Genomic DNA, 26,849 nt, shown 5'->3' on the forward strand with positions numbered 1-26,849 from the left:
CATCGCCTGGCCGAGGCTTTCGCCCCCTGTGCCGCATCGGCTCTTTCGAAAGCCGGCCTCGACCTTTCGGGCCGAGGCTCTCGCCTCCTGTGCCGCATCGGCTCTTCCGAAAGCCGGTCCCCACCTTTCGGGCCGAGGCTCTATCCCGCCTCCGCCAGCACCACGGCGCGGGGCGGCGGCAGGTTGGAGCGCAACTCGCGGCTGACCGTGGAGGAGGCCGCGACGGTGCCGAGATTGGCGTAGGTCTCGTGGTTCTTCTCGATGGCCGAGAGGTCGTAGAGGTAGTTGACCATCAGCCCGTAGGATTGGCGCATCCCGTTCTTCGAGGTGTCGCCGAGGAAGTTCATCCGCTCCAGCCGCGCGCCGTTGCCGAGATGGAACCGCGCGACCGGGTCGAGCGGGCGCCCGCGCTCGTTCTTGGCGCGCAGGAAATAGGCGGCCGCCGCCGGCAGCATGGCGCGCCGCACCGCCTCGCAGGTTGCCTTGTCGGCGCGCCAGTCGTCGCCGTCGAGGGCACGCAACGTATCCACATCCTCCCGTGTGAGCCCCTGCGGCGCGTCGGCCCGGCGCTCGCGGTCGAGCCAACTCCGAAAACCCGGAACGGGGGAGAGCGTCACGAAGGTCTTGAGCGAGGGGATCTCGCGGGCGAGATCCTCCACCACCTGCTTGATCAGGAAATTGCCGAAGGTGACGCCGGCCAAGCCCTTCTGGCAGTTCGAGATCGAGTAGAAGATCGCGGTCGTGGCCGCCCGCGCCGGTATCGTCTCGCGCTCGTGGGCGAGAATCGGCTGGATCGCAGGCGCGATGGCGGTTGTCAGCGCCACCTCGACGAAGATCAACGGCTCGTCGAGGAGCGCGGGGTGGAAGAAGGCGAAGCAGCGCCGGTCCGGCGGCTCGATCCGGCGGCGCAACTCGTCCCAGTCGGCGATCTCGTGGACCGCCTCGTAGCGGATGATCTTTTCCAGGATGTCGGCGGGCGTCGACCAGTCGATGTGGCGCAGAACGAGGAAGCCGCGGTTGAACCACGAGGCGAACAGGTGCTCGAAGTCGTTGTCGAGGCTGTCGGCGGCGTCGCGCATCTCGGCCGAAGCGCCCTGATCCTTCAGGCGCTTGCGCAGCACGAACAGGTCCTCGCGCATCCGCACCAGCGCCAGCGTGCCGCCGCGGGCGAGATTGAGCCGGCGGATCAGCTCCTGGGAGCGGGCCTCGGCGGCCTCGTGCAGCACGCCCAGCCGCGTGCGGCTCGGCGCGGCGCGGTAGGCCGTGATCGCTTCCTCCACCGCCGCATGGTCGGCGCCGAACTCCCTGGCGATGAGATCGAGGAAGGCCAGGCGCTCGTCCTGCGGCAGGGCGGCGTAGCGCTCGAGGATGAGCCGCGCCAGCGCCACCCCCGAAGCCTCGCCGCGCCGGGAGATCAGGTCCTCGCACAGCTTGGCGAGGTCGGCAGCGCCGGCCATGCGGGCGAGGTCGCCGCGGCCGAAACTGATGAGGTCGCGACCGCGGTCGCTGATGGTCTGGATGAGGTCGCCGAGGAACGAGATCGCCGCCATGACCGTCAGCCCCGCAAGCCGGCTCGGGCGCCCCGGACGGGCGGCCAAGCCTCACCCCAAGGTAGGGCCACGCCGTCCGCTCCGCCAGCGTCGGGCCGCGACCATGGGGCGAATCCGGTGCATGCCGCACGCATCGGCCCGGACGAAATTCGGACAACCGACCGTCCGCCGGCAACCTGTCCTTAGGGATAGGCCGGATTCCCGAAGATCCGCTTAAACTTTTTTCAATCGGCGGCGAATAAACAACAGCGAACAGTTTTCTCAAAGTCTTTGCGGCCGCCATGACTCGCCTCCACAGAATCAAGCGCCTTCGCCAAGACGATCGGGGATCGCTCCCGGTGATCGTGGCGGTGATGATGGTCCCGCTCATGGGCATCGTCGGCGGCGCGGTCGATTTCGGTCACGCGGTGGCGGAGCGCACCCGCCTCAATACGGCGCTCGACGCCGCAGCGCTCGTCGCCGCCAGGGCGGCGCAGGACGCCGACGCCGCTGGCAAGTCGGACACCGACGTCCGCACCACCGCCGAGAAAGCGGGCGCCGACTACTTCAACGCAATGAAGAACTTGCCCAAGGACGCCGCCGGGCGGGTTGAGGTGAAGATCGCCGACCGGGTCGCCACGATCAGCGCGAGCTACTCCGCCTCGATGCCGACGACGATGCTGGGCGTGCTGGGCTACAAGACGCTGCCGATCAGCAGCAACGCCACGTCCAGCGTCAATCTGTCCCCGCTGGTGGACATCCACCTCTTGATCGACGTGTCGGGCTCGATGGCGATCGGCGCGACCGACGCCGACGTCACCAAGCTCCGGAACAAGTTCAACTGCGCCTTCGCCTGCCATGACGGCAAGTCATTCACGGAAACGACCGGGACGGGGCGCAACCAGAGAACCGTCACCTACGCCGACACGTTCGACTGGGCGCAGAAGAACGGCGTCAACCTGCGCATCAACGAAATCAACAAGGGCATCACCGACTTCGTCAACGACCTCATCAAGCAATCCGCCTCGAGCAAGCGGTTGCGGATCTCGGTGCATTCGTTCAGCAACGACCTCAGCCAGATCGTCGCGCTGACATCGACCTTGGACACCGCCAAGACTTCGCTGCCGAAGACCCCGAGCGCGTCGAGCGAGACCGAGGGCGGCACCCACTTCTCGGACATCATGCCGAGCTTCGCCGACATCGTCGGCAAGCCCGGCGACGGCACGCTCAAGCCGCGCAAGCTGGTCATCATCGCGACCGACGGCGTGCAGGACCCGAACCGCCTGTGGAGCCACAGCGGCTACGAGTGGATGCGTCCGCTGGTGCGCCCCTTCGATCCCGCCGACTGCCGAAAGCTCGATTCGAACGTGACGGTCGGCGTGCTCTACGCCCCCTACATCAACATGCCGTGGGATTGGGGCTTCAACGACACGCTGGGTAAGCCGAGCCAGATCGGGGGACCGGGCACGCGCTTCGACGACATCGTGCCCCAGCTCAAGGCCTGTGCGAGCTCGCCGTCGATGTTCATCAACACCGCGACCACGGCGTCGATCGGCGATGCGTTCAAGGCGATCTACAACACCTACAAGACCGTGAGGCTCTCGCAATGAGCCCGCCGGACGCTCAGTGGGGCGCCCGCCGAAGCTTCCTGCGCGACGAGGGCGGCGCCTACGCCATCGAGTTCGCCTTCTTCGGCTCGCTGCTGATCGCCGTGATGCTGATCCTGATCCAGTATGCGGTCGTCCACCTCGCGCGCCAAAACCTCGACGCCTCGCTGCAGGTCGCGACCCGCGCGCTGCTGACGGGCTCGTTCCAGAGCGCCAACGGGCCGGCGCAAACCCAGGCCAAGACGCTGGAGAAAATGCGGGCGATGATGTGCGGCGCCACCGGCGCGCCGGTGGTGTTCTTCAAGTGCGAAAACCTCAAGATCGACGTGCAGGTCTCCTCGACGAGCTTCAACACCAGCACGTGGAAGACGTCCGCCGTCGATGCGGGCACCGGCACGTGGTCGAACAATTTCGGCCTGACCTATCAGTGCCCCGGTTCGCAGAGCGTGGCGGTCGTGCGCGCCGCCGTGAAGCTGCCGCTGATCGCGCCGCTCTTCCTCAAGATCGGCATGAAGAGCTTCGGTGACGGCGCCGTGCTGATCCAGGCGGCCTCCGTCTTCCGGGTCGAGCCGTTCGACAAGAGCCCCACGGGAGCCTGCTGATGCGCCGTCCGTCTCAGCGGCTCGCAGCATGGATCCGAAAGAGGGCGGCCGATGTCCGGGATGGCATCGGGGCGTCAGGTGGGACGAAGCGTCGATTCGCGGACAGCGAATCGGGCATCGCCACGCTCGAATTCGCGCTGCTCGTGCCGGTGCTCCTGCTGTTGGTCTACGGGGTTGCCGAGTACGTCAACGCCGCCGACCACCGCAACAAGGTCAGCGCGCTGGCCCGCACCCTGGCGGATCTCACCTCGCAGAACAGCACTCAGCAGATCACGCTCGCGACGATGACCGACAACCTGCGCGCCGCCGCGCCCGTCCTCGCCCCGTTCGACGCCACGCTCGCCACGATCCAGATCTCGGCCATCGGCGTGAATGCCGGCAACGCGACCTTCGTCTGCTCGACATGGCCGACGACCGGGGGACTGCGCACCAAGGGCAAGACGACGACGGTCGACGTGCCGACGAACTTCCAGCGGTCCGGTGCGCGCTTCGTGCTGGCCGAGGTGCAGATGGACTACAAGCCGCTCTTCGCGACGATCATCAGCCGCCTGATGGAGAAGGCGGAGGCCTTCAATTTCCGATGGTCCGAGAGCGTCGCATGGCCGGTGCGGGGTGGCGGCAGCCAGGGCACGGGCCTGGATGCCGAAGTGGTCATGCCGAACGGCTCACCCTGCGACCCCAAGCTGACCTGATCCGTCAATCGTCCAAGTGCGGCTCGGCCAACGCCGCCGTGTCGGCGCGCTCGCGCCAATCCGTCACGCCATGGGTGCGGGCGAAGCGGATTTCGGCGGCGCGCAGGGCCCGCCCGGCGTCGCGCGCGCGGCTGATGTCGACATGGCCGACGGTGAACGGAACCCCAAAAATCTCCTTCGCGAACTGGATGCGGTAGCTCGACATGCACGGCTCCCTGGTGGCGTGAACGTAGCGCGCGCCCTCGCGGACGAGGCGGCCGGTCGCGCCTCACGGCGGATCCATGCCTCGGCCCGATCCGCTCGATGTCCCTGACGGATCAGGGGCTTGCCGGCCGGCGGACGGGAGGGCGCAGAAAAGTACATATAGGCAACTGGCCCGCGCATGCCAGCGCCACGGCCCGCCGGACTGGCGCGACGCAGCGTCTCCGGCGTAGAGCGCGTGGTATGCAGAACACCGCGCGCGACCTTTCCCGGCCGACCCAGATAGGGCTGACCCTGATCGCGGGTGGGGCGGTCGCCACCATCTATTACAACCAGCCGCTGCTGGCCGTGCTGGTGGCCGAGTTCGGCGAACGGGCCGCCCTTCTGGTGCCGACCGCGAGCCTCGTCGGCTACGGGCTCGGCATCCTGTTCCTCGTGCCCCTCGGCGACGCGCTACCGCGCCGCGACCTGATCGTGCGCCAGCTCCTCGGGCTGGCGCTCGCCCTCGTCGTGGCGGCGGTCGCACCGAATCTGGCGGTGCTGACGCTCGCGAGCCTCGCCATCGGCGTTCTGGCCTGCGCGGCGCAGCAGGCGGTGCCCTTCGCCGCCGAACTCGCCCCCGATGCCACCCGCGGGCGCATCGTCGGCGGGGTGATGACGGGTTTGCTCTCCGGCATCCTGCTGGCCCGGACCGCGAGCGGGCTCATCGGCGCGCAGTACGGCTGGCGCAGCGTGTTCTGGGCCGCTTCCGTGGTGTCCGTGGCGCTCGCTATCGTGGCGTGGCGGACCCTGCCGCGGATCGTGCCGGGGCAGCGCCTGCGCTACCGCGCCCTGATGCTCTCGCTCGTCCACCTCGTGCGGACGCAGCCGGTGTTGCGCAAGGCCAGCCTGACGCAAGCGCTGCTGTTTGCGAGCTTCAACGCCTTCTGGGCGACGCTGGCGCTGCTGGTCGAGGCGCCGCCCTTCGGGCTCACCGCCGCGGGGGCCGGGCTGTTCGGCGTGATCGGCGTGGCCGGCGCGCTGATCGCCCCGTATTCCGGCCGCTACAGCGACCGGCGCGGGGCGCGGCCCGTGGTGATCGCGGGCAGCGGGTTCGTGGCCGCCGCCTTCGCCGTGCTGGCGCTCGCCGGCCAGACCTCGCTCGTCGCCATCGGAATCGGCGTGCTGCTCCTCGATATCGGCCTCAACGGCGCGCTCATCGCCAACCAGACCCGCGCCTACGCCCTGGTGCCGGGGGCGCGGGGACGCATCAACACCGTGCTGTTCACCGCGATCTTCGTCGGCGGAGCCATCGGTGCCTTCGCCGGCTCGCGCGCCTTCCTCTATGCCGGCTGGCCCGGCGTCTGCGTCGTCGGGGGCCTCTGCGCGCTCGCCGCCCTCGCCGTGGCGCTGCTCGACCGGGGCAGAACGGTCACTTGAGGATCCGCGAGAGCCGGCACCACGCCGCCTTGTCCGGCGGCAGGCCGAAGCGCAGCTCGTCCGGCCGCTCGGGGAAGCGCCGGACATAGAGTCCGGCCTCGCCGAGACGCCGGAACAGGCCGGGCGCATCCCCGAACACGGCGGTGCGGAACAGGACGGTGCCCCCGATCACCCGGCCGCAGCTTCGAAGAATCATGCGGTCGAGGCGGGCCGCGTCATGGCCCCGCGCCGCGGCGGCCGCCCGGCGCCAATCGGCGTCGGGAAGCGCGCGGCAGCCGGCGGCGATGGCCGGGCCCGACACCGCCCAGGGCCCGAGCGCCGCCTCCAGCCGCGCTACCAGCGCCGGCTCGGCGAGCGCGAAACCGAGGCGCAGGCCCGCGAGCCCGAACGTCTTGCCGAAGGAGCGCAGAACCACGAGGCCGGGGCCGGGCGCGGCCGGCTCGATCGCCTCAAGGTCGGCGAAGGCTTGATCGAGCACCGCGAGCCCGCCCGGCGCCACGGCGCGGCGAAGCTCGTGCGGCGCGAACAGGCGCCCGTCCGGGTTGTTCGGGCTCACCGCCACCACGACGCCCGCACCTTCCGCGCCGGCGAGGTCGGGCACGACCTCGACCGCGTGCCCGCCCCGCGTCCAGGCGGCGGCGTGCTCGGCATAGGTCGGGCCGACCACCGCGACGCGCGTTTCTCGCGCAATCAGCCGCGGCAGGATCTCGATAAGAATTTGCGTGCCCGGCGCCGCCGCGACATGGTCGGCATCCGGCGCGCCGTAGGCCTCAGCGGCGGCCGTCTTCAGCCGGGCGAGGTCGTCGGGCGAGGGCAGGCGGTGGAGCGCGCTGGCCTCGAAGGGCGGCAACGGGTAGGGCACCGGGTTGATGCCGGTCGAGAGGTCGATCCACGGCTCGGGCGCCGCCGGAAACAGCCGGCGCGCCGCGCCGAGATCGCCACCGTGCGGGATCGCCTCCGGCCCTTCCTCCACGCCGCTCCCCATTCAGATGCCCTGGACCGCCCTGACCCATCCGCCCGACGCCCTCGGCATCCTCGCGCTCGCGCTGCTGGTCGAGGCGGTCTGCGGCTATCCCGACGGCCTCTACAGGGCGCTCGGCCATCCTGTCACCTGGATCGGCCGGCTGATCGCCCGGCTCGACGCGGGGCTGAACCGCGGCAGCTTCAACGCCCGCCGCCTCAAGGGCGTGGGGGGGCTGGGGGTGCTGCTCGCGGTCGTGGCGGCCTTCACCCTGGCGCTGACCGCGCTCGCCGGGTTTGCCGGCGAGATTTTCGGCATCCTGATCCTGGCGTTCCTCGCCGCGAGCCTGCCGGCGCAGCGCAGCCTGTTCGTCCATGTGAGGCGCGTGGCCGCCGCGCTGCGGCACGAGGGGCTGACGGGCGGGCGCCGTGCCGTCTCGATGATCGTCGGCCGCGATCCCGAGAGTTTGGACGAGGCGGCCGTCTGCCGCGCCGCCATCGAGAGCCTGTCGGAAAACTTCTCCGACGGCGTGGTGGCGCCGGCCTTCTGGATCGGCGCCGGGGGGCTGACCGGCGGGGCGCTCTACAAGGCGATCAACACCGCCGACAGCATGATCGGCCACCGCACCCCGCGCCACGAGGCCTTCGGCTGGGCCGCCGCGCGCCTCGACGACCTCGTCAACCTGCCGGCCTCGCGCCTCACCGCCCTCCTGCTGATCGCCGCCGCCGCCCTCGACCGCGACGCCTCCGCGGGCGACGCATGGCGGGCCGTGCGCCGGGACGCCCGTCACCACCGCTCGCCCAACGCCGGCTGGCCCGAGGCCGCCATGGCCGGCGCGCTGGGTCTCCGGCTCGCCGGCCCCCGCACCTACGGCGCCACCCGCGTCGAGGATGCCTGGATGGGCGACGGCCGCGCCGAGGCCGGCCCCGCCGACATCGAACGCGCGCTGCGGCTCTACCGGCGGGCCTGCGGGCTCATGTTCGCCGCTGTCGTGGTGGCGGTCGGCATCGCCTTCGGGCTGTGACCCCAGCCGCGTTGACATCACGCCGCCGCGCCCCCGACACTTCGGGAAATCACACCGGATCATCCTGTTGCGTTCGTTCCTCCGCCTCTCGACCGTCCTCCTGCTCACGGTGGCGCCGGCCATGGCCTCCGAGCCGATCCTGCAACCCGATCCTCAAGCCTACGAACTCGTGGGCGACCTGTGGGCGCCGGGTCGGGACGAGGCCGGCAACAAGAATGCGGCGGAAGACATCAGCGGCATCGCCTGCATCGACCTCGGCGGTGGCAAGCGCCGCTGCCTGCTGGTCAACGACGAGGGCGGCAAGGCGCAGTTCGCCACCATCGATGGCCGACAAATCGAGCCGAAGAAGCGCGTCGACCTCATCGGCGAGGGCCCGAACCCGGAGACGCTCGGGCGGCAACCGAAGGGGCCGGGCTGCCCGGATACCCGCCAGAGGTTCAAGGAACTCGACGGCGAGGGCGTGGCCTACGCCGCCCCCTATTTCTACGTCACCGGCTCGCATGGCTGCGCCCGCCGCGCCAAGGCGTTCACCCTCTCGGCGATGCTGCTCGCGCGCATCCGCGTCACCGCCGACGGCAAGGCCGCGGTCCCCGAGGGGGCGGAGCCGGAAGGCGCGGTCGAGACCACGTGGCGGCTCGGCGATGCGCTGGCGCGGGCCGAGACCGTGGGGGCCTATGTCCTGAAGGATCTGACCGACGAGAACGGCCTCAACATCGAGGGTCTCGCGGTCGTCGGAGACACCCTCTATGCCGGCCTGCGGGCGCCCTCGCTCGACGGCAAGGCCTTCCTCGTCGCCGTGTCGGTGGAGGCGTTGTTCGCCGAGGGCCATGAGCCCTATACCGGCACGCCGAAGGTCATCCCGATCGAAGTCGGCGAAGGCGCCGGCGTCCGCGACCTAACGGTGCTGCCCGACGGCCAACTCCTCGTGCTGACCGGCCCGGCGCAGTTCCAGGACGTGCCCTACCGCCTGTTCGGCTTCGATCCCAAGGGCAAGGCGGGCCCTGTGGCGCTCGGGCGCCTCGCCCCACTCGACGAATCCGAGAAGCGCGGCAAGCCCGAGGCGATCACGCCGGTGGGGAAGGACCGCGTGCTGGTGTTCTTCGACAGCCTGAAGAACGGCGCGCCCCGCAGCTACACCGTGCCCGGACTGAGCCGGTAAGGCCCGGCGAGCGCCAGCAGCCGGTCGCAATCGAGATGCGTCTCCAAATGGTCGGCGAAGCGGTCCAGCACCGCCTCGATCCCGGCCTCGTAGCGCTCGGACGACGGCGGCGCGCCGATCCGCGCGAGCCAGGCCGCCCGCTGGCGGTCGTCGGCAAACAGCCCGTGGACGTAGGTGCCGGACACGAGCCCGTCGGCCGAGACGGCCCCGTCCGGCCGGCCATCGGCGAAGCGCAGCAGAGGTTTCTGGGTATCCGGCCCGGTCGTGTCGCCGACATGCATTTCGTAGCCGGCGAAGGGTGCGCCGTCGCTCAGGGTCGTGCCCGTCACGGCGACGAGGCGTTTTTCGCCCCGCATCACCGTTTCGATGTCGAGGAGGCCGAGGCCGGGCAGGTTACGCGGCGCGCCCTCGATCCCGTCCGGGTCACGGATGCTGCGCCCGAGCATCTGGTAGCCGCCGCACAGCCCCAGCACCGGCCGCCCGCGCCGGACATGGGCCAGGATGTCGATGTCCCAGCCCTGGGCCCGGACGAAGGCGAAATCGTCGATGGTGGTCTTGGAACCCGGCAGCACGATCAGTGCGGCCTCCGCCGGGATCGGTGAGCCGGGGCGCACGAAGACGACGGCGACGCCCGGCTCCTGCCGCAGCGGGTCGAGATCGTCGAAATTGGCGATGTGCGGCAGAACCGGCACCGCCACCAGGGGCACGCCCGCGCGGGCACGATCGGGGGCATCGAGCGCCACCGCATCCTCGGGCGGCAGGCGGGCGGCGTCCGCGAAGAACGGCACGAGGCCGAGGGGCGCCCAGCCGGTGCGTTCCGCGATGAGCGCCATGCCGTCGGCAAACAGGCTCGGGTCGCCGCGGAAGCGGTTGACGATGAATCCGCGGATCATCGCGGCATCGTCTTGATCGATCACGGCCTGGGTGCCGACGAGGCTGGCGATGACGCCGCCGCGATCGATGTCGCCGACGAGCACCACCGGCGTCCCGGTCGCACGACTGAAGCCCATATTGGCGATGTCGCCCCGGCGCAGGTTCACCTCGGCCGGGGAGCCCGCCCCCTCGACCAGCACGAGGTCGGCCTCCGATCCGAGCCGCCCGAAGCTGTCGAGGACGGAGGCCATCAGGCGCGGCTTCCAGCTCTGGTACTCGCGCGCCTTGGCGGTGCCGATCATCCGCCCCTGCACCACCACCTGGGAGCCGACATCGCTCTGGGGCTTCAGCAGTACCGGGTTCATATGGACCGAGGGCGCCACCCGCGCGGCCCGCGCCTGGAGCGCCTGGGCCCGGCCGATCTCGCCGCCATCCGCCGTGACGGCGGCGTTGTTCGACATGTTCTGCGGCTTGAACGGGCGCACGCTCAAGCCGCGCCGGGTGAAGGCGCGGGCGAGGCCGGCCACCAGCAGCGACTTGCCGACATCGGAGCCGGTGCCCTGGATCATCAGGGCCCGGGTCACGGGGCGGGGCTCATGGATCGACGCATGAATCCGGCATGACAGGGCGGAGCCGTATGGTCGAGGGCCTCGAACGCGGATCGCGGCTGCGGCGGCTTCGCCGGCCTGTCACACGAGGGTGCTCTAAGCGGCGGACGAACGACCTCCCGACCCTGAGTCCCGACGATGCGCGAAGACGGCACCCGCTTGAGCGACGACGACCTCGAAGCGATCCGCCGCGAGATCGCCGACAGCTACGACGAGGAATGGGAGCTCGACCTCGACGAGGCCCGCCTCGACCGCCTCGAGGCGGGGGTCGGCGACGGGCTCGACCGGCGCACGTACTTTCGTGAGCTGCTGCGGCTCCAGCACGAGCTGGTGCGGCTGCAGGACTGGGTGAAGAACGAGGGCCTGCGCATCGTCGTGCTGTTCGAGGGGCGCGATTCCGCCGGCAAGGGCGGGGCGATCAAGCGCATCACCCAGCGCCTCAACCCCCGCATCTGCCGCGTCGCCGCTTTGCCCGCCCCGAGCGAGCGCGAGCGGACGCAATGGTACTTCCAGCGCTATGTCAGCCACCTCCCGGCGGCGGGCGAGATCGTGCTGTTCGACCGCTCGTGGTACAACCGCGCCGGCGTCGAGCGGGTGATGGGCTTCTGCTCGGAAGCCGAGGTGGAGGAGTTCTTCCGCTCCGTGCCCGAGTTCGAGCGGATGCTGGTGCGCTCTGGCATCGTGCTGGTGAAGTACTGGTTCTCGATCACCGATGCCGAGCAGGCGATGCGCTTCCGCATGCGCATCCACGATCCGCTCAAGCAGTGGAAGCTCTCGCCGATGGACGTCGAGTCGCGCCGCCGCTGGGAGGATTACACCCGCGCCAAGGAAGACATGCTGGCCCGCACCCACATTCCCGAGGCGCCGTGGTGGGTGGTCGAGGCGGTGGACAAGAAGCGGGCGCGCCTCAACTGCATCAGCCACCTGCTGGAGCAGATCCCCTACGGCACCGTCGAGCATCCGCCTGTCGTGCTCCCCGACCGGGTGCGCCACGCCGATTACCTGCGCCATCCGGTGCCGCCGGAGATGTTCGTTCCGGCTCGGTATTGAACCCGCTTGCGGTGGTATCGCCGCAGCGTGCGCGACACCCCGTCCTTGCGTGGCTGAGCCGAAGCAGTGACGGGGTGGGGAGAGGCGAAGGCGAGCATCCGACTCCGGGACGACTTCGGCGAAGCTGTTGGTGCAGCCATCACGACCGTTGTGGCGTTGTCGATAAAGGCCCATGTTGGGCCCACATCACGGTCCTGGACCGTTCACACCCCCTCAGATGACCCCGGCGCCTTCCGACAAGAGCGCCGCGGCGGACTCCTCCTTGGCCAGACGCATCGATCCGCAGGGCAAGCGCCCGCCCCTCCCCTCCCGCGAGCAGATCCTCGCTTTCGTCGCCGAGACGCCCGGTCCCGCGGGAAAACGCGAGATCACCAAGGCTTTCGGGATCAAGGGCGCCGACAAGATCGGGCTGAAGGCGATCCTCAAGGAGATCGAGCAGGAAGGCGGTCTGGAACGCCAGCGCGGGGGATTCCGCAAGGGCGGCAGCCTGCCCGACGTGGTCGTCGCCGACATCTTCGCCCGGGACCGCGACGGCGACCTCGTCGCCCGGCCGGCGCAGTGGGAGGGCGAGGGCGATCCTCCGAAGATCGTCGTCGAGCTGCCGCGGGCGGGCCGCAAGGGCAACCGCCCGGCGCCCGGCATCGGGGATCGCGCGCTGATCCGCGTCACGCCCGACGGCGAGGCCGCCAACCGCTACACCGGCCGCATCATCAAGGTGATCGGCAAGAACCGCGCGGAGATCGTCGGCATCTATCGGGCCGGGCGCGACGGCGGGCGCATCCTGCCGGTGGACAAGAAATCGCAAGGCAAGGAAATCGCGATTCCCCCCGGCGAGGAGGGCGAGGCGCGCGACGGCGATCTCGTCAGCGTCGCGGTAGAACGCGAGACCCGGTTCGGCCTCCCCCGCGGGCGGGTGCGCGAGCGGCTCGGGGCGCTGGGCACCGAGAAGGCCGTGAGCCTGATCGCGCTCCACGTCCACAACATCCCCCACGTCTTCCCCGCCGCCGTGCTGGCGGAAGCCGACGAGGCGAAGCGCGCGACGAAGCGCGGGCGCGAGGATTGGCGCGAGGCCCCGCTCGTCACCATCGACCCGCCCGACGCCAAGGACCACGACGACGCGGTGATGGCGCAAGCCGATCCCGATCCGGCCAACGAGGGCGGCTTCGTCGTCACCGTGGCGATTGCTGATGTCGCGGCTTACGTCCGCCCCGGCTCGGCGCTCGACCGCGAGGCGCTCTTACGCGGCAATTCGGTCTACTTCCCCGACCGGGTCGTGCCGATGCTGCCCGAACGCATCTCGAACGACCTCTGTTCGCTGCGCCAGGGCGAGGACCGCCCGGCGATTGCGGTGCGCATGATCATCGGCGCCGACGGGGTGAAGCGCTCGCACACGTTCCACCGCATCCTGATGCGCTCGCACGCCAAGCTCGCCTATGCGCAGGCGCAAGCCGCCATCGACGGCAGGCCCGACGAGACCAGCGGCCCGATCCTGGAAAGCGCGCTCCGCCCGCTCTACGCCGCCTACGAGGCGATGAAGCGGGCCCGCGACGCCCGCGGGCCGCTCTCCCTCGATCTGCCCGAGCGCAAGGTGCTGCTGACGCCCGAAGGCGGCGTGGACCGGGTGATCGTGCCGGAGCGGCTGGAGGCGCATCGGCTCATCGAAGAGTTCATGATCCAGGCCAACGTCGCCGCGGCCGAGACCCTGGAGAAGGCCAATTCCCCGCTGATCTACCGCGTCCACGACGAGCCGGCCCTGGAGAAGATGCGGGCGCTCTCGGAAGTGCTCGCCTCCATCGGCATCAAGATCACCAAGGCCGGGGCGCTCAAGGCCTCCCTGTTCAACCGCATCCTTGCGCAGGTCGCCGAGAGCGAGCACGCGATCTTCGTCAACGAGGTGGTGCTGCGCAGCCAGGCCCAGGCCGTCTACGCCGCGCAGAATCTCGGCCATTTCGGGCTGAACCTGCGCCGCTACGCCCACTTCACCTCGCCGATCCGGCGCTACGCCGACCTCATCGTCCACCGGGCGCTGATCCGCGCCTGTGGGATCGGCAAGGACGGACTGCCGACCGAGACCACGGTGGGCGAGCTGGATGCGGTGTCCGAGCAGATCTCGGGGGCCGAGCGCCGGGCGATGGCGGCCGAGCGCGAGACCATCGACCGGCTGATCGCCGGCTACCTCGCCGACCGCGTGGGCGCGACGTTCGAGGGGCGCATCTCCGGTGTGACCCGCGCGGGTTTGTTCGTGAAGCTCTCCGAAACCGGGGCCGACGGCTTCGTGCCCGCCGCCACCATCGGTGCCGACTTCTACCGCCACGACGAGACCCGGCACGCGCTCGTCGGCGACCGCACCGGCGAGACCTATCGCCTGGGCGACGAGGTCGAGGTGCGGCTGGTCGAGGCCGCGGCGGTGGCCGGAGCGCTGCGCTTCGAGATTCTCTCGGAAGGCCGCAGCCGCTCGGGCGGGGCGCGGCGGCCCGGCGCGACCAAGCCGGGGAAGGCGAAGTTCGGCGCCAAGGCGAAGTTCGAAAAAGCGAAATCGGCCCCATCGCGGCCCGGCCGCGCTGCGGCCAAGCCGCCGGCCTCCGACGGCGACGGGGCGCGGCGTCATCGCGGCTCGCGCCGCTGAGCCGGAGCGGGTAGGATCGGCCCATGACCATCGAGGCATTCCCCCCGCCCGACGCGGCGGCCGCGACGCGCACACGGCTCGCCCCGGCCATGGCCCGCGGCTTCCTCAACCGCTGCCCCCATTGTGGCAAAGGCAAGCTGTTCGGCCGCTTCCTCAAAGTGCGGCCGGAATGCGAGGCCTGCGGCCTGTCGATGGAGGGCCACCGGGCCGATGATCTGCCGCCCTACCTCGTGATTTTCATCGTGGGCCACATCGTCGGCTACCTCGTCTTGAAGGTCGAGTCGGGCTACGACGAGCCGCTCTTGCCGCTCTGGCTGTCTTGCACGGTCTTCCTGCTCCTCAGCCTCATCATGGGGCTCGGGCTGCTCCAGCCGGTCAAGGGCGCGGTGATCGGCCTTCAATACGCGTTCGGCATGCACGGGTTCGGCGTGGCGCCGCCGGTTCTCGGCGTGAGGGGGAAGCACGGCGGTGAGGCAGGAACCCGAACAGGCAACGCCCCCGGACTCGGCAACGCCTGAGGCCCCCTCCCCCGCACCCGCCAAGTCCACGGCTCTGCGCCCCCGCGAGGCCGCGACGCTGATCGTGCTCGACCGCTCCCGCAAGACCCTGCGGGTGCTGATGGGGCGGCGCAACGAGCGGCTCGCCTTCATGGGCGGCAAGTTCGTCTTCCCCGGCGGCCGCATCGAGCCGTCCGACCGGCAGATGCCGGTGGCGGGCGCCCTGTCGCAGCGGGCCGACGACGCCCTGCGGGCCAAGCTCCCCCGCGCGCCGCACCATCTCGGCCGCTCGCTGGCCTTGGCTGCCATCCGCGAGACCTACGAGGAGACCGGCCTCCTCATCGGCACCCGCGATTACGGCGCGCCGGAGACGGCGCCGGAGGGCGCGTGGCAGGCGTTTCTGGAAGAGGGCGTGATGCCCGATCTCGAAGCCCTGCATCTGGTCGCACGCGCGATCACGCCGCCGAAGCGCCCGCGCCGCTTCGACACCCGCTTCTTCGCGGTGGACCGCCGGAGCGTCGCCGCCGAGCGACCGGGCCTCGTCGGACCCGACGCGGAATTGACCGAGCTGGCCTGGGTCACCCTCGACGACGCGCGCAGGAAGCTGGAACTGCCGCGCATCACCCGCATCGTCCTCGACGACCTCGAGGGGGCGGCACAGGCGGGCTTCCCGCCCTACCGGCCGATCCCGTTCTATTTCGAGCGTCACGGCAAGAGCCTGCGGGAAGAGATCTGACCGTCCGCTTCCGGACGAATCGGCTCGCCGGCAGAAAATTGAATCAAATGTTGAATTTTGGGCCGGGCCTTAGGCACGCCTTAATGCGGCTCGGCGCATTCCGGAGCAATAACGGGAAGCCCGGACACGAACATGCTCGCCTTCAGGGGTCGATCCAGCGCCAACGCCCAGCTCGAGGCGTTGCATCGCTCCCAGGCCGTCATCACCTTCGCTCTGGACGGGACCATTGAGGAGGCCAACGCCAACTTCCTCGACCTGATGGGCTACCGCCTCGACGAAGTCCGTGGGCGCCATCACCGGATGTTCGTCGAGCCCCGGGAGGCCGCCTCCCCCGCCTACGAGGCGTTCTGGCAGAGCCTGCGGCAGGGCGCGTTCCAGGCCGCCGAGTATCGCCGCATCACCAAGGACAAGCGCGAGGTCTGGATCCGCGCCAGCTACAACCCCGTCCTCGACGCGAGCGGCCGCCCCCTGCGCATCGTCAAGTTCGCCCTGGACGTCACCGCGGAACGCCTCGCGGCGGCCGAATCCGCCGGCCAGCTCGCCGCCATCGACCGCTCGCAGGCAGTGATCCAGTTCGATCTCGACGGCACGATCCGCTACGCCAACGCCAACTTCCTCACCGCGCTCGGCTACGATCTCGCCGAGGTGCAGGGACGCCATCATCGCCTGTTCGTCGATCCCGTCGAGGCTGCATCGGCGGAGTACCGGGACTTCTGGCAGGCGCTGGCCCGGGGCGAGTACCGGGCGGGCGAGTTCAAGCGCCGGGCCAAGGACGGTCACGATGTCTGGATTCAGGCGAGCTACAACCCGATCCTCGATCTGGCCGGGCGCCCCTTCAAGGTAGTGAAATATGCCAGCGACGTGACCGCGGCGAAGATCGTCGCCGCCGACATGGCGGGCCAGGTCGAGGCCGCCCGGCGCTCGCAGGCGGTGATCGAATTCGCCCTGGACGGCACCGTGCTGGACGCCAACGACAATTTCCTGAACGCGATGGGCTACACGCTGGCCGAGGTGGTGGGCCGGCATCACAGCCTGTTCGTGACGCCGGAGCATGCCCGCAGCCCCGCCTATGCCGCGCTCTGGGACGGCCTGCGCGCGGGCCGGTTCAACTCGGCCGCCTTCCAGCGGGTCGGAAAAGGCGGGAAGGAGGTCTGGATCCAGGCCTCCTACAACCCGGTGCTCGATGCGGCCGGGCGACCGGTGAAGGTGGTGAAATACGCCTTCGACATCACCCAGAGCATGCGGGTGCGCACGAGCGCGCTGGCCATGGCCGAAGAGACGCTCGGCCGGGTGCGCGGCGTGGCCGCGGCCTCGGAGGAGATGCACCGCACCTCGACCGAGATCGCCCAGCAGATGGACCGTTCGAACCGGGCGGTCGGCGAGATTCAGGAGCGGATGGAAGCCGCCGGGCAGCTGTCGGAGCGGCTCGGCGCAGCGGCCGTCGCGATGAACGGCGTGGTCGATGCGATCACTTCCATCGCCGACCAGATCAACCTTCTGGCCCTCAACGCCACCATCGAGGCGGCCCGCGCCGGGCCGGCAGGCCGGGGCTTCGCCGTCGTCGCCACCGAGGTGAAGAGTCTGGCCGAGCAGGCGCGCTCGGCGACCGCGCGCATCACCGGGGAGATCGGGGCGATGCAGGCGGTGTCGCTGGAGGTGGGCGAGGCGCTCACCGCGACGGCCGCGGTGGTCGACACGGTCCAGGACTTCATCACCCAGACGGTCGCGGCCAGCACGCAGCAGAGCGCCACCTCCGGCCGGGTCAGCACCGACATGCAGGCGACCGCGGAGAGCGTGGCGGGCTTCGCGAGCAACCTCGACACGTGGAAGATCGGCCGGGACGAGGAGCAGGCTGCGGCCTGAGGCCCGTCAGGCCGCGCGCTCCGCATCGGCGACGAGGGCCGCCAGCCCCTCGCGATAGGTCGGGAAGGCGAGGCGCACGCCCAGTTCCTCGCGGATCAGGCGGTTTCGCACCCGCTTGTTCTCGCCGTAGAAGCTGCGGGCCATCGGACTGAGGTCGGCGGTCTCGAAATCGACCGCGGGCGGCAGCGGCAGGCCGGTCAGCTCGGCCGCGTACTCGATCACCGTCTGGGGCGGGGCGGGCTCGTCGTCGGTGACGTTGTAGACGGCGCCGTTGCGCGGGCGCGCGATCGAGGCGGCGAGCGTCGCCGCGATGTCGGCGACGTGGATGCGGTTGAACACCTGACCCGGCTTGACGATGCGCTGGGTCCGCCCGTCGCGCAGCTTCACGATCGGATTGCGGCCGGGGCCGTAGATGCCCGAGAGCCGGAACACCTGCACCGCCTTGCCGGTCTCCCGCCCGAAGGCGAGCCACGCTTCCTCGACGGCGAGACGCTCCCGCGAGCGGGCGCTTTTCGGGATCGCCGGCGTGGATTCGTCGATCCAGGCCCCGTTCTGATCGCCGTAGACCCCGATGGTCGAGAGATAGCCGATCCAGCGAATGCGGCTGCCGGCGATGGCCTCGCGGTAACGGGCGAGCGCCGTATCGCCGCCGGGGCCGGGCGGGGCGGAGACGAGGAGGATGTCGGTGTCGGCGAGATCCTCGGCGATACGGGAATCGTCGGTCTCGGGGCCGAAGGCGCGCAGGGTGAAACCGGTCTCGGCCGCAAGCCTTTCGGCGCGCGCAGCCTCCGTCACCGTCCCGCGCACCGTGCCGAAGCGCGCCCGCTGGTCTTCCGAAAAATGGCGGGCGGAGAAGCCGAGGCCGAAGACGAACAGGTTCATGCGCAACAGGTCTCCGAAGCGGACGGCCCCTCCATAGCCGTCGGCAAGAGGGCGTACCATTCGGCCCTCACATGGGGGTCCGGCTCGTCCCGGCCATGGGCTGCGTACAACGCGTCCAGCCGGGCCATCGGGAAAAGCCGCCCACACGCCCACACCGCCGCGCCGCGCACGACCGGGTCGGGGTCGGCGAGGCAGCGCGCGGCCTCCTCGGCCAGCGCCGCATCCCCCGAATTGCCGATGGCGATGAGCACGTTGCGCAGGATGCGGTCGCGGCCGGTGCGCTTGATCGGCGTGCCGGCGAAGAAGCTGCGAAACCCCGCCTCGTCGAGCCGGACCAGATCGGCGAGCGGCGGCGCGGCGAGGTCGGCGCGCGCGGCCATGCGGGTCTCCCGCGCGGCTCGCGCGAACTTGTTCCAGGGGCAGACCGCGAGGCAGTCGTCGCATCCGAAGATGCGGTTGCCGATCTTCTCGCGGAATTCCGTCGGGATCGGCCCCGCATGTTCGATCGTCAGATAGGCGATGCAGCGCCGGGCATCCAACCGGAACGGCGCCGGGAAGGCCTCGGTCGGGCAGGCGTCGAGGCAGCGGCGGCAGGAGCCGCAATGGTCGGTCTCGGGCGGATCGACCGGCAGTTCGGCCACGCAAAAAATCGCGCCGAGCATGAGCCAATTGCCGTGCTCGCGCGAGAGCAGCACCGTGTGCTTGCCCTGCCAGCCGAGGCCGGCGGCCTGGGCCAGCGGCTTCTCCATCACCGGGGCGGTGTCGCAGAAAACCTTCACCGGCTTCCCTGAGCGGGCCGAGAGGAAGCCGCCGAGTTCCTTCAGCTTGCCCTTGATCACCTCGTGATAGTCGCGCCGTTGCGCGTAGGTCGCGATGGTGCCGCGCTCCTTCTGCGCCAGGAGCGCGAGCGGGTCGGCCTCGGGCCCGGCATTCATGCCGAGCACGATCACGCTGCGGGCCTCCGGCCAGAGCGCGCTCGGGTCGGCGCGCTGGTCGGCGCGCTCCTCCATCCAGTCCATGCTGGCGTGGTGGCCCTCGGCGAGCCAGGCCGGCAGGCGCTCGCGCGTGAGCGGCACGGCGTCGGGCCGGGTGACACGCAGCGCATCGAAGCCGAGCTTTCTCGCCCGCGCCTCCACGACATCGCGGAGCGCGGCACCTTCGAGATACGTCTTGTCGGGCTTCAGAAATCCAGGTCCGCGTAGTGGGCCGCAGGCGGCATGCCGGGGGCGCGGTCGGCCAGGAGCGGACGGAAGGACGGGCGGGATTTCACCCGCGCGTACCAGTCCTTCGCCATCTCGTCCTCGTCCCATGGCACGTCGCCGAGATAATCCACGCAGGAGAGATGGGCCGCCGCCGCGAGATCCGCATAGGTCAGGTGGTCGCCGGCCAGCCACCGGCGATGGCCGATGAGGTAGCCGATATACTTCAGATGATAGCGCACATTGGTGCGCGCGGCGCGGATGGCGTTCATGTCCGGCGGGCCGCCGCCCTCCGAACTCGGCATGAAGCGCTTGTCGATCTTTTCGGTGACGAGATACTCGGTCACCTCGCCGTTGAACTTGACGAGGAACCAGTCGAGGAGGCGGCGCACCTCGACCCGGGCGGTGGTGGTGTCGGGCAGCAAGCGCCGCCCGTTGAGCCCGAGGCCGCGTGTCTCGTCGAGATATTCCGCGATCACGCCCGCGCCGGGCACGGCGAGCCCGGTCTGCTCCACCAGGACCGGCGTGGTGCCGGCGGGATTGACGACCAGAAAATCCCGGCGACGCTCCCAGGTGCGTTCTTCCACGAGCACCGGCTCCATGCCCATCTCGGTCAGGGCGAGGCGGATGAAGCGGGAGTTCGGGCAGAACGGTGCGTGGTGGAGGGTCGCCATGAAGGCCGTGGTTTGAAGCGTGACGTTTGGACAGACAGCCGGCTCGGCAACGCGCCTTGCCCCCGCGAGGGTCCGGCCGACGGGCCAGGATTATGGCCGGTTCGTTTCGTCCCCGTTAACACGCTCGCCGCATCGCGGTAACCGCCCGTCAACCCTGCCGCCCCAAAGCTGCCGCACCGCCGTCGTCTGCCGCGCTCCGGCGCCTGCCTCCACGGCGCGGATCTTGCGCCCGGCCGGCGCAGAGGAGCAGCACACCCATGGATCTCGTCCTGATCGCGAAGGCGCTCGTGCTCGCCGTGGTGGAGGGCGCCACCGAGTTCATCCCGGTCTCCTCGACCGGGCACCAGCTGCTGGTCGGCCACTTCATCGGCTTCCACTCGCCCAACAACACCTTCGAGGTGCTGATCCAGCTGGGCGCCGTGCTCGCGATCCTCTACGCCTATTTCGGCAAGCTGTGGGGCATCGCCACCAGCCTGCCGAACGACCCGAGGGCGCGCCGCTTCGTGGGCGCCGTGCTGCTCGCCTTCCTGCCGGCCGCGATCATCGGCGGCGTGGCCTCGAAATACATCAAGGCCTACCTGTTCAACCCGTGGATCGTCTGCGCCACGCTGGTGGCGGGCGGCCTCGTGCTGCTCGTGATCGACGACATGGTCGGCGAGCCGAAGGCGACGCCCAAGGACGAGAGCCACACCGACACGGTCGAGAACCCGCGCAAGACCGACGTGTTCGAGTTCAGCCTGCCGATGGCGCTCAAGATCGGCTTCTTCCAGTGCCTCGCGATGATCCCCGGCGTGTCGCGCTCCGGCGCCACCATCGTCGGCGCGATGCTGATGGGCGCGAGCAAGCGCTCGGCCACCGAGTTCTCGTTCTACCTCGCCATGCCGACCATGGCCGGCGCCTTCGCCAAGGACCTGCTCGACAACTACAAGAACCTCTCCACCGACGACGCGTTGTTGATCGTCATCGGGTTCATCGCCGCCTTCGTCTCGGCCCTGATCGTGGTGCGCACGGTGCTGGACTACGTCTCGCGCCACGGCTTCTGGCTGTTCGCGTGGTGGCGCATCATCGTCGGCTCGCTCGGCTTCGCGGGACTGATTATTTTTGGCTGAGCCTTCAGGATTTTGAACGAGGCGGGGGCGTCGTCCCGGACTAAAGTCGGTTGTCGTCCCGCCGCGCGCCGTGCGAGGGCTTGCGGCCACGCCGCCGCTCTCCCACAGAGGCGGCACGGAATCGCCGCACGCCAGGGTTCACGATGGAAGACCGTCCGCTTGCCGAGTTGTTCGAGCCCGCGACCCAGGAGCGCTGGCGCAAGGCGGTCGATGCCGCGCTGAAGGGCGGCGATTTCGAGAAGCGCCTCGTCTCGAAGACCGCGGACGGCCTGCGCATCGAGCCGCTCTATGCCCCGGCCGAGCCGACCACCCAGCCGGTGCGGGCCCCGGGCCCGTGGCGCCTGGCGCAGCGGATCGACCATCCGGAGGCCGAGAAGGCCGCCGCGCAGGCGCTGACCGACCTCGAAGGCGGCGCCGACGCGCTGGTGCTGGTGGAGGCGGGGGCGCCCGCCGCCCGTGGCTTCGGTCTCGACCTCTCGGACGTCGACGGGCTCGATGCGGCGCTCAAGGGCACGATGCTGCCGCTGATCGCGCTCCGGCTCGATGCCGGCGCCCGCGGCTTCGCGGTGGCGGGCCTCCTCAAGCAACTGGTCGAGCGGCGCGGCGACGATCCGGCCGAACTCGACGTGGATCTCGGCCTGGACCCGCTCGGCACGCAGGCCGCGACCGGCACCGCCCAGGAGGGTTGGGAGGGCCAACTCGTGCAGGCCCTCACCGATTTTTCTGCCTATCGCGGCCGGGTGGCGCTGGCCGATGCCCGCCCCTATCACGAGGCCGGCGCCAGCGAGGTTCAGGAACTCGCGGTCGTGCTCGCCACGGCAGTGGCCTACTTGCGCGCCCTGGAGGCCGGCGGGCACGATCTGGAGCGGGCCCGCGACGGGATCTCGGTGCTGCTGGTGGCGGATGCCGACGAGTTCCTGACCATCGCCAAGTTCCGGGCGATCCGCCGGCTCTGGGCCCGGATCGAGGAGGCCTGCGGCCTGGAGCCCAAGCCCCTGCGGGTGCTCGCCGAGACCGCGTGGCGGATGATGACCCGCCGCGACCCCTTCGTGAACATCCTGAGGGCGGCCATGGCGTCCGCCTCCGCCGGCCTGGGTGGTGCCGATTCGGTCACCGCCCTGCCCTACACCCTGGCGCTGGGCCTGCCGGACGCCTTCGCCCGCCGCGTGGTGCGCAACAGCCAGATCGTGCTGATCGAGGAATCGAACCTCGCCAAGGTCTCCGACCCGGCGGCCGGCGCGGGCGGTTTCGAGGCGCTGACCGCCGAGCTGACCGAGAAGGCCTGGGCCGCCTTCCAGGAGATCGAGCGCGAGGGCGGAATCGCTCGGAGCCTCGCCTCCGGCGCGCTCGCCGGCCGGATCGAGACGGTGCGCAAGGCCCGCGAGCGCGCGGTCGCGACCCGCAAGCAGCCGTTGACCGGTGCCAGCGAGTTCCCTTTCCTCGCCGAGAAGCCGGTGACGGTGCTCGACGTGAAACCCCGCGAGGCGGCGGCGCGGGCGGGTGGCGCCCTCCCCTCGCAACGCCTCGCCGAGCCCTACGAGGCCCTGCGCGACGCCTCCGACGCGGCGCTGGCCGGGAGCGGCAAGCGCCCGGCGGTGTTCCTGGCCAATCTCGGCGCGGTCGCGATCCACAACGCCCGCTCGACCTTCGCGGCCAACGCCTTCGCGGCGGGGGGCATCGAGGCTCTGGGCAATGACGGCTTCTCGGATGCGGACGCCCTGGCCGAGGCCTTCAAGGCGTCGGGCGCACGGCTCGCCTGCCTGTGCTCGTCGGACAAGCTCTACGAGACGGAGGCCGTGCCGGCCGCCAAGGCTCTGAAGGCGGCCGGCTGCACCACGCTCTACCTCGCCGGCAAGCCCGCCGACGAGGCGGCTTTCCGCGAGGCCGGCATCGACGGCTTCCTGTTCGCGGGCTGCGATCTGCTGGCGCTGCTCACGGAAGCCGGCGAACGGGCGAAGGGCTGAGAGCGTCCCCTCTCCCCGCCATGCGGGGAGAGGGCTTCGGCGACCTCGTCAGCGCCGTAGCGATCAGCCGGAGCCGGTGGCCTCGTTCCCGTCCGTCGCTTCTCGAACGGCTGGAGCATGCGTCCCGCAAGGCGGTTTCCGGCTTCTAGAAAAAGCCGACGCGGTTCAAGGATTCAGAACGTCACGCACCCGCACCGGGATCGCCCTGCAGGCCGGCGGCGATGTGGTTGTTCAGCGAGACCAGCGATTCGATCTTCTCGCGGCTCGGCTCGATCATCGCGTCGATGATGGTGCGGAACACGAAGACCGAGAGACGGCTGATGCCGATGCGGATGTCGTCGGGGAGCGGGTTGGCCGGGTCGGTCGCCGCGGAGGCCAGGATCGTCCAGACCTTCTGGTTGAACACCAGCGCCTCGTTGAGGGCGGAGCCGATGCCGACCTCGGGACCGAGCGCCTGAAGCTTGCCCGCGGCCTTCAGCAGGACGGCGGCCTCGGCCTCGCGGGGGGGGAGCGCGACGCGCGCGACCTTCGCGTAGGCACTGGCCCCATACGACATCGCCCGAAACTCCCTTGCGCCGGACGCATACGCCGTCCGCACCTCCCGTGTGACACCGGTTTGTTAAAAGGCGGTGTGTAAGACCGGTCGCCGTATTGGTGCCCCGAAAGGGAGCGAGGTGTCTGCTGTGGACAACTCGTGCCGCGACCCGGGTCCGGAACCCGACAGGTATGACGAATTTCTTCCTCGGCCTCATCGCCGGCTGCATCATCGCCGGCGTCGTCACCATCTCGGCGGCGCGCAATCCGTCGGTCCAGACGCGGCTTGGGCTGATGCCCGTCGCTCAGGCCGCCGCGCCGCCTCCGGCCCCGGTCGCCCGCATCGAGCCGCCGCGCTGCCCGGAGGCGCAGGCCGAGACGACGGTCGGGCGGCCCGACATGCTGTTCTCGCGAAGCCGGCTCTGGTCGATCAAGCCCTGAACCCCGGCCCGCCTCGGACGCCGCCTCAGACGCTCGTGCCGATGAGGAACATCACCATGGTGGTGGCCAGGGTGCAGCCGAGGAAGCCGCACAGGGCGGCGGCGAAGGACGGGCCGGTCTGGATCGTGGCGGCCTCGGCGGTGGCGTCGATGGTGTTCATGGCGGCGTTGATGGCGGTGTTCATGGCGCGATCCCGAATCGGAAGGCTTGGATGGACTGACCATGCGGCGCACGGCCACGCTCGGCAGTGCGGGGACGCACGTCGATGGCGGGCGCGACGAAGTCTTCGCCGCGGCGTTTCAGGTTTCGTGAAGTCCGGGGCGCGCCGCGACGGCGCAGCCCGTCAGTCGCAGCGGTTCAGTTTCTTGGCGATCCGCAGGTCGCGCAGCTCGCTGCGCAGATCGATCGCCACCACGTCGGCCCCACAATCCTCGAAAGCATCCTGCGCTTCGTGGAAACGGTCGCCCACCTCGTCGAGGGTGTCGCAGACCCGGTCGCGGTTGCCGAGCCGGGCCTCTTGGTTGGCTTGGTAGCGCAGCGCACTGGCCTCCTGCATCTTGCGGCGCCCGTCGAGACAGCCGGGGGCGGCGATGGCGGAGGTGGCGAGGCTCGCACCGACGAGAACGGCGGTGAAGCCGGCAAGAACGGTTGAACGCATGGGAAGACCGACGCTGTTTCGACCGAGGTCGTGAAGGTTTCGAATGGGGCGGGTGCGATGCCGTTGGCTTTCGCCGCGGTGCATCGCCTCGCTGTCGGTCTGATGAACGGTGCGGCTAAGCCGATGGTTCCGGTCTCTCTTCGGCGTGATTGACGGAACCTTTGCCGGACGGATCGCCACCCCCGCCACGGCGGCGCGAGGTCAGAATCCGCTCCAGCGCGACCGGTTGCACCCCCAGCGCATCGACGCCGACATCGTATTGCCGCGGGATCGGCTTGAGGCGACCGTGCGAGTGGCCGTGCAGGTTGATGGCGCCGCGCCCGAGGCCGTTCCAGGTGCGGAACGCGTAATGGCACAGCACGAGCCGGCGCTCGTCCACCGTGATCTCGGCGTAATGCGCCACCGAGGCCCAGCCGGGCGCGGCGAGCGTCGCCGGCCCGTCGTTGTTGCCGACGATGAGGTGCTTGCGGCCCCGGAGCGAGGCCAGCAGTTCGGCGACCCGCTCCGGCGGCGGCCCCAGCGCGAAATCGCCGAGATGCCAGACCTCGTCGTCGGGCCCGACCACGGCGTTCCAGGCCTCGATCAGGGCCTGGTCATGGGTCGGCAGGTCGGGGAACGGGCGCCGGTCGATCCGCAGGATGCGCGGATCGCCGAAATGGGTGTCGCTGGTGAAATACGTGGTCATCCGCCGCGCCTTCTCGCCCCGAGGCTGTGTAGCGCGGCGGTTCCCCCGCAGGAACCGGCCGTTCGAGCACCGGTCCGAACGGCGACCGCCGGCCTGTGAAAAGCCGATGCGGCGTAGAGGCGGGGGATCGCCCTGGATCGAACGTCCAGGGCGATCCCTCAACGGCCGGGGCTGAAGCGCATCGGCACGGTCACGGAGAGGCTCGGCTGCGTCACGCCGGGCGGAGCGGGCGGCATGCCGCCCCGCGCCGCCGCCAGGGCGGCGCTGTCGATGGCGCCGATGCCGCTGCTGCCGACGAGGGCCGCACCGCTGACGGCACCGGACCGGCTCACCGTGAAGCGCACGGTCGCGACACCGCCGGCGGTCCCGGCGGCGGCCTCCCGGTTCATGCGACCGCGGAGCGCCGAGGCGATCGAGCCCTTCCAGGCCGCCATGGCGTTGGGGTCGCTGCCCGAAGCCGCCGCACCGGTCGATCGCTGCCGCGAGGCGGCGGCGGAGTCGCGCGCCGCTCCCTCCTTTGCCTGCTGGGCGCGCCGTGCGGCGTCGCGCTCGGCCTTTGCCTTGGCAAGCGCCTTGAGCTTCGCCTCGCGTTCGGCCTCGCGCTTCTTCTCCAGAACCTCCTCGCGCCGACGCTCGCGCTCGAGCTCACGCTTCTTCTCCAACGCCGCCTGACGACGCGCCTCGCGCTGCTCATCGGGCTCCTTCTTCGGCTCGGGCGTCCGTGCCACCACCGGCGGCGGCGGCGCGAGCGGCTCGGCCTCCTGGGCCTGCGAGGTGATGACCTGCTCCTCGGGCGGCGGCGGGGGCGTCTCCAGCGGCACCTCGGCGACGGCCTCGGGCGGCGGGGGCGGCGGCTGGACCTCCTCCGGCATCACCTGGGTCATCTCGGTGGGCTCGGGCGGCTTCGCCTCCTCCGGCACGACCTCCGCCGTTTCCGGCGGCGGCGGAGGCTTCACCTCGTCCGGCGTCTCGACGGGCTCGGCCGCAGCCGGCTCGCCCTCGGGCTTGGCCTCCTCGGGCACCTCCTCGATGCGCTGCGTCTCGGCGACGGCCTGGGTCTCGGCTTCCATCATCTGCGGCGCGAGATCGATGGAGATCTCCTGTTCGCCCGCCGCCTCGGGCGGATTCGTGCGCAGGAAGGCGAGGCCGGCCAAGGCCGCGAGATGCAGCAGCAGGGCGATGACGAAGGCGGCGACGAGCGTGCCCTGCCCTCGGTCCGGACCGCCGGGCGCGCGTTCAACGTGAGCGGTCATCGG

General features: G+C 70.4%; 26 protein-coding genes. 14 read left to right on the forward strand and 12 right to left on the reverse strand.

Features of this window, described 5'->3' with window-relative positions:
• Positions 1-140: 140 nt before the first annotated feature.
• Positions 141-1,550: a malonyl-CoA decarboxylase gene (locus tag BM140_RS05540; RefSeq protein WP_091942880.1), complete on the reverse strand. Its 1,410-nt coding sequence runs from the start codon at positions 1,548-1,550 to the stop codon at positions 141-143.
• A 281-nt stretch (positions 1,551-1,831) separates the two neighbouring features.
• On the opposite strand from BM140_RS05540, the gene BM140_RS05545 reads away from it, so the two are divergent.
• Genes BM140_RS05545 through BM140_RS05555 form a run of 3 tightly spaced genes read left to right on the forward strand, consistent with a single transcriptional unit; the run spans position 1,832 to position 4,430 of the window.
• Positions 1,832-3,139: a pilus assembly protein gene (locus BM140_RS05545; RefSeq protein ID WP_091942882.1), complete on the forward strand. Its 1,308-nt coding sequence runs from the start codon at positions 1,832-1,834 to the stop codon at positions 3,137-3,139.
• A complete protein-coding gene (locus BM140_RS05550) occupies positions 3,136-3,738 on the forward strand; it encodes a TadE/TadG family type IV pilus assembly protein (protein ID WP_091942884.1) in 603 nt (200 codons plus the stop codon). Before BM140_RS05545 ends, BM140_RS05550 begins: the two co-directional genes overlap by 4 nt.
• On the forward strand, positions 3,738-4,430 hold the full coding sequence (locus BM140_RS05555; protein ID WP_091942886.1) for a TadE/TadG family type IV pilus assembly protein: 693 nt from the start codon (positions 3,738-3,740) through the stop codon (positions 4,428-4,430). Before BM140_RS05550 ends, BM140_RS05555 begins: the two co-directional genes overlap by 1 nt.
• 4 nt (positions 4,431-4,434) lie before the next feature.
• Here BM140_RS05555 and BM140_RS05560 read toward each other — a convergent pair whose 3' ends face one another.
• On the reverse strand, positions 4,435-4,635 hold the full coding sequence (locus BM140_RS05560; protein WP_091942888.1) for a hypothetical protein: 201 nt from the start codon (positions 4,633-4,635) through the stop codon (positions 4,435-4,437).
• A 239-nt stretch (positions 4,636-4,874) separates the two neighbouring features.
• Here BM140_RS05560 and BM140_RS05565 point away from each other — a divergent pair, with 239 nt between their 5' ends.
• A complete protein-coding gene (locus BM140_RS05565) occupies positions 4,875-6,050 on the forward strand; it encodes an MFS transporter (protein ID WP_091942890.1) in 1,176 nt (391 codons plus the stop codon).
• On the opposite strand, the gene cobD is transcribed toward BM140_RS05565, so the two are convergent.
• The gene (cobD, locus tag BM140_RS05570; RefSeq protein ID WP_091942892.1) at positions 6,043-7,035 is read right to left on the reverse strand and encodes a threonine-phosphate decarboxylase CobD; all 993 of its coding nucleotides are present in this window, start codon (positions 7,033-7,035) and stop codon (positions 6,043-6,045) included. The two genes, BM140_RS05565 and cobD, sit on opposite strands and share 8 nt — an antisense overlap.
• Before the next feature lie 4 nt (positions 7,036-7,039).
• Here cobD and cbiB point away from each other — a divergent pair, with 4 nt between their 5' ends.
• Positions 7,040-8,035 carry an adenosylcobinamide-phosphate synthase CbiB gene (gene cbiB / locus BM140_RS05575; RefSeq protein ID WP_091942894.1) on the forward strand — a complete coding sequence of 332 codons (996 nt, stop codon included), beginning with the start codon at positions 7,040-7,042 and terminating at the stop codon, positions 8,033-8,035.
• Positions 8,036-8,102: 67 nt separating this feature from the next.
• Positions 8,103-9,194, forward strand: coding sequence for a DUF3616 domain-containing protein (locus BM140_RS05580; protein ID WP_091942896.1), 1,092 nt, complete (start codon positions 8,103-8,105; stop codon positions 9,192-9,194).
• On the opposite strand, the gene BM140_RS05585 is transcribed toward BM140_RS05580, so the two are convergent.
• Positions 9,167-10,636, reverse strand: coding sequence for a cobyric acid synthase (locus BM140_RS05585; RefSeq protein WP_091943305.1), 1,470 nt, complete (start codon positions 10,634-10,636; stop codon positions 9,167-9,169). The genes BM140_RS05580 and BM140_RS05585 overlap by 28 nt on opposite strands.
• Before the next feature lie 177 nt (positions 10,637-10,813).
• On the opposite strand from BM140_RS05585, the gene ppk2 reads away from it, so the two are divergent.
• The 5 genes from ppk2 (at position 10,814) to BM140_RS05610 (ending at position 17,447) form a co-directional block, all read left to right on the forward strand.
• On the forward strand, positions 10,814-11,725 hold the full coding sequence (ppk2, locus tag BM140_RS05590; protein WP_091942898.1) for a polyphosphate kinase 2: 912 nt from the start codon (positions 10,814-10,816) through the stop codon (positions 11,723-11,725).
• A 262-nt stretch (positions 11,726-11,987) separates the two neighbouring features.
• Positions 11,988-14,351, forward strand: coding sequence for a ribonuclease R (rnr, locus tag BM140_RS05595; protein ID WP_091943307.1), 2,364 nt, complete (start codon positions 11,988-11,990; stop codon positions 14,349-14,351).
• Between the two features lie 23 nt (positions 14,352-14,374).
• The gene (locus BM140_RS05600; RefSeq protein ID WP_244535309.1) at positions 14,375-14,869 is read left to right on the forward strand and encodes a DUF983 domain-containing protein; all 495 of its coding nucleotides are present in this window, start codon (positions 14,375-14,377) and stop codon (positions 14,867-14,869) included.
• The gene (locus BM140_RS05605) at positions 14,820-15,584 is read left to right on the forward strand and encodes an NUDIX hydrolase (protein ID WP_091942900.1); all 765 of its coding nucleotides are present in this window, start codon (positions 14,820-14,822) and stop codon (positions 15,582-15,584) included. Before BM140_RS05600 ends, BM140_RS05605 begins: the two co-directional genes overlap by 50 nt.
• Before the next feature lie 132 nt (positions 15,585-15,716).
• On the forward strand, positions 15,717-17,447 hold the full coding sequence (locus tag BM140_RS05610; protein WP_091942902.1) for a methyl-accepting chemotaxis protein: 1,731 nt from the start codon (positions 15,717-15,719) through the stop codon (positions 17,445-17,447).
• Between the two features lie 6 nt (positions 17,448-17,453).
• Here the strand turns inward: BM140_RS05610 and BM140_RS05615 are convergent, their stop codons facing one another.
• Genes BM140_RS05615 through BM140_RS05625 form a run of 3 tightly spaced genes read right to left on the reverse strand, consistent with a single transcriptional unit; the run spans position 17,454 to position 20,202 of the window.
• Positions 17,454-18,329: an SDR family oxidoreductase gene (locus BM140_RS05615; RefSeq protein WP_091942904.1), complete on the reverse strand. Its 876-nt coding sequence runs from the start codon at positions 18,327-18,329 to the stop codon at positions 17,454-17,456.
• Entirely contained in the window at positions 18,326-19,465 is a 1,140-nt protein-coding gene (gene queG / locus BM140_RS05620) for a tRNA epoxyqueuosine(34) reductase QueG (protein ID WP_244535310.1), read from the reverse strand. The genes BM140_RS05615 and queG overlap by 4 nt, the downstream gene beginning before the upstream one ends.
• Positions 19,466-19,509: 44 nt before the next feature.
• The gene (locus BM140_RS05625) at positions 19,510-20,202 is read right to left on the reverse strand and encodes a glutathione S-transferase family protein (protein ID WP_091942906.1); all 693 of its coding nucleotides are present in this window, start codon (positions 20,200-20,202) and stop codon (positions 19,510-19,512) included.
• 257 nt (positions 20,203-20,459) lie between these two features.
• Between BM140_RS05625 and BM140_RS05630 the strand changes: the two genes are divergently transcribed.
• Both BM140_RS05630 and BM140_RS05635 read left to right on the forward strand, forming a co-directional pair.
• Positions 20,460-21,311, forward strand: a complete 852-nt coding sequence (locus BM140_RS05630) for an undecaprenyl-diphosphate phosphatase (protein ID WP_091942908.1) — start codon at positions 20,460-20,462, stop codon at positions 21,309-21,311.
• Positions 21,312-21,454: 143 nt separating this feature from the next.
• Positions 21,455-23,275 (forward strand): methylmalonyl-CoA mutase subunit beta, encoded by a 1,821-nt coding sequence (locus BM140_RS05635; RefSeq protein ID WP_091942910.1) that lies wholly within the window; start codon positions 21,455-21,457, stop codon positions 23,273-23,275.
• Positions 23,276-23,456: 181 nt separating this feature from the next.
• On the opposite strand, the gene BM140_RS05640 is transcribed toward BM140_RS05635, so the two are convergent.
• A complete protein-coding gene (locus BM140_RS05640; RefSeq protein ID WP_091942912.1) occupies positions 23,457-23,831 on the reverse strand; it encodes a flagellar biosynthesis regulator FlaF in 375 nt (124 codons plus the stop codon).
• 170 nt (positions 23,832-24,001) lie between these two features.
• Here BM140_RS05640 and BM140_RS05645 point away from each other — a divergent pair, with 170 nt between their 5' ends.
• Positions 24,002-24,250: a hypothetical protein gene (locus BM140_RS05645; RefSeq protein WP_091942914.1), complete on the forward strand. Its 249-nt coding sequence runs from the start codon at positions 24,002-24,004 to the stop codon at positions 24,248-24,250.
• Between the two features lie 25 nt (positions 24,251-24,275).
• On the opposite strand, the gene BM140_RS25735 is transcribed toward BM140_RS05645, so the two are convergent.
• The 4 genes from BM140_RS25735 to BM140_RS05660 all read right to left on the reverse strand — a co-directional run bounded on the left by BM140_RS25735 (position 24,276) and on the right by BM140_RS05660 (position 26,846).
• Positions 24,276-24,434 carry a hypothetical protein gene (locus tag BM140_RS25735; protein ID WP_165616394.1) on the reverse strand — a complete coding sequence of 53 codons (159 nt, stop codon included), beginning with the start codon at positions 24,432-24,434 and terminating at the stop codon, positions 24,276-24,278.
• A 159-nt stretch (positions 24,435-24,593) separates the two neighbouring features.
• Positions 24,594-24,908, reverse strand: a complete 315-nt coding sequence (locus BM140_RS05650) for a hypothetical protein (protein WP_091942916.1) — start codon at positions 24,906-24,908, stop codon at positions 24,594-24,596.
• Positions 24,909-25,023: 115 nt separating this feature from the next.
• Positions 25,024-25,593 (reverse strand): metallophosphoesterase family protein, encoded by a 570-nt coding sequence (locus BM140_RS05655; protein ID WP_244535311.1) that lies wholly within the window; start codon positions 25,591-25,593, stop codon positions 25,024-25,026.
• Positions 25,594-25,751: 158 nt separating this feature from the next.
• Positions 25,752-26,846: a TonB family protein gene (locus BM140_RS05660; protein ID WP_091942918.1), complete on the reverse strand. Its 1,095-nt coding sequence runs from the start codon at positions 26,844-26,846 to the stop codon at positions 25,752-25,754.
• Positions 26,847-26,849: the final 3 nt, after the last annotated feature.

Source organism: Methylorubrum salsuginis, assembly GCF_900114375.1.
Classification (GTDB): domain Bacteria; phylum Pseudomonadota; class Alphaproteobacteria; order Rhizobiales; family Beijerinckiaceae; genus Methylobacterium; species Methylobacterium salsuginis.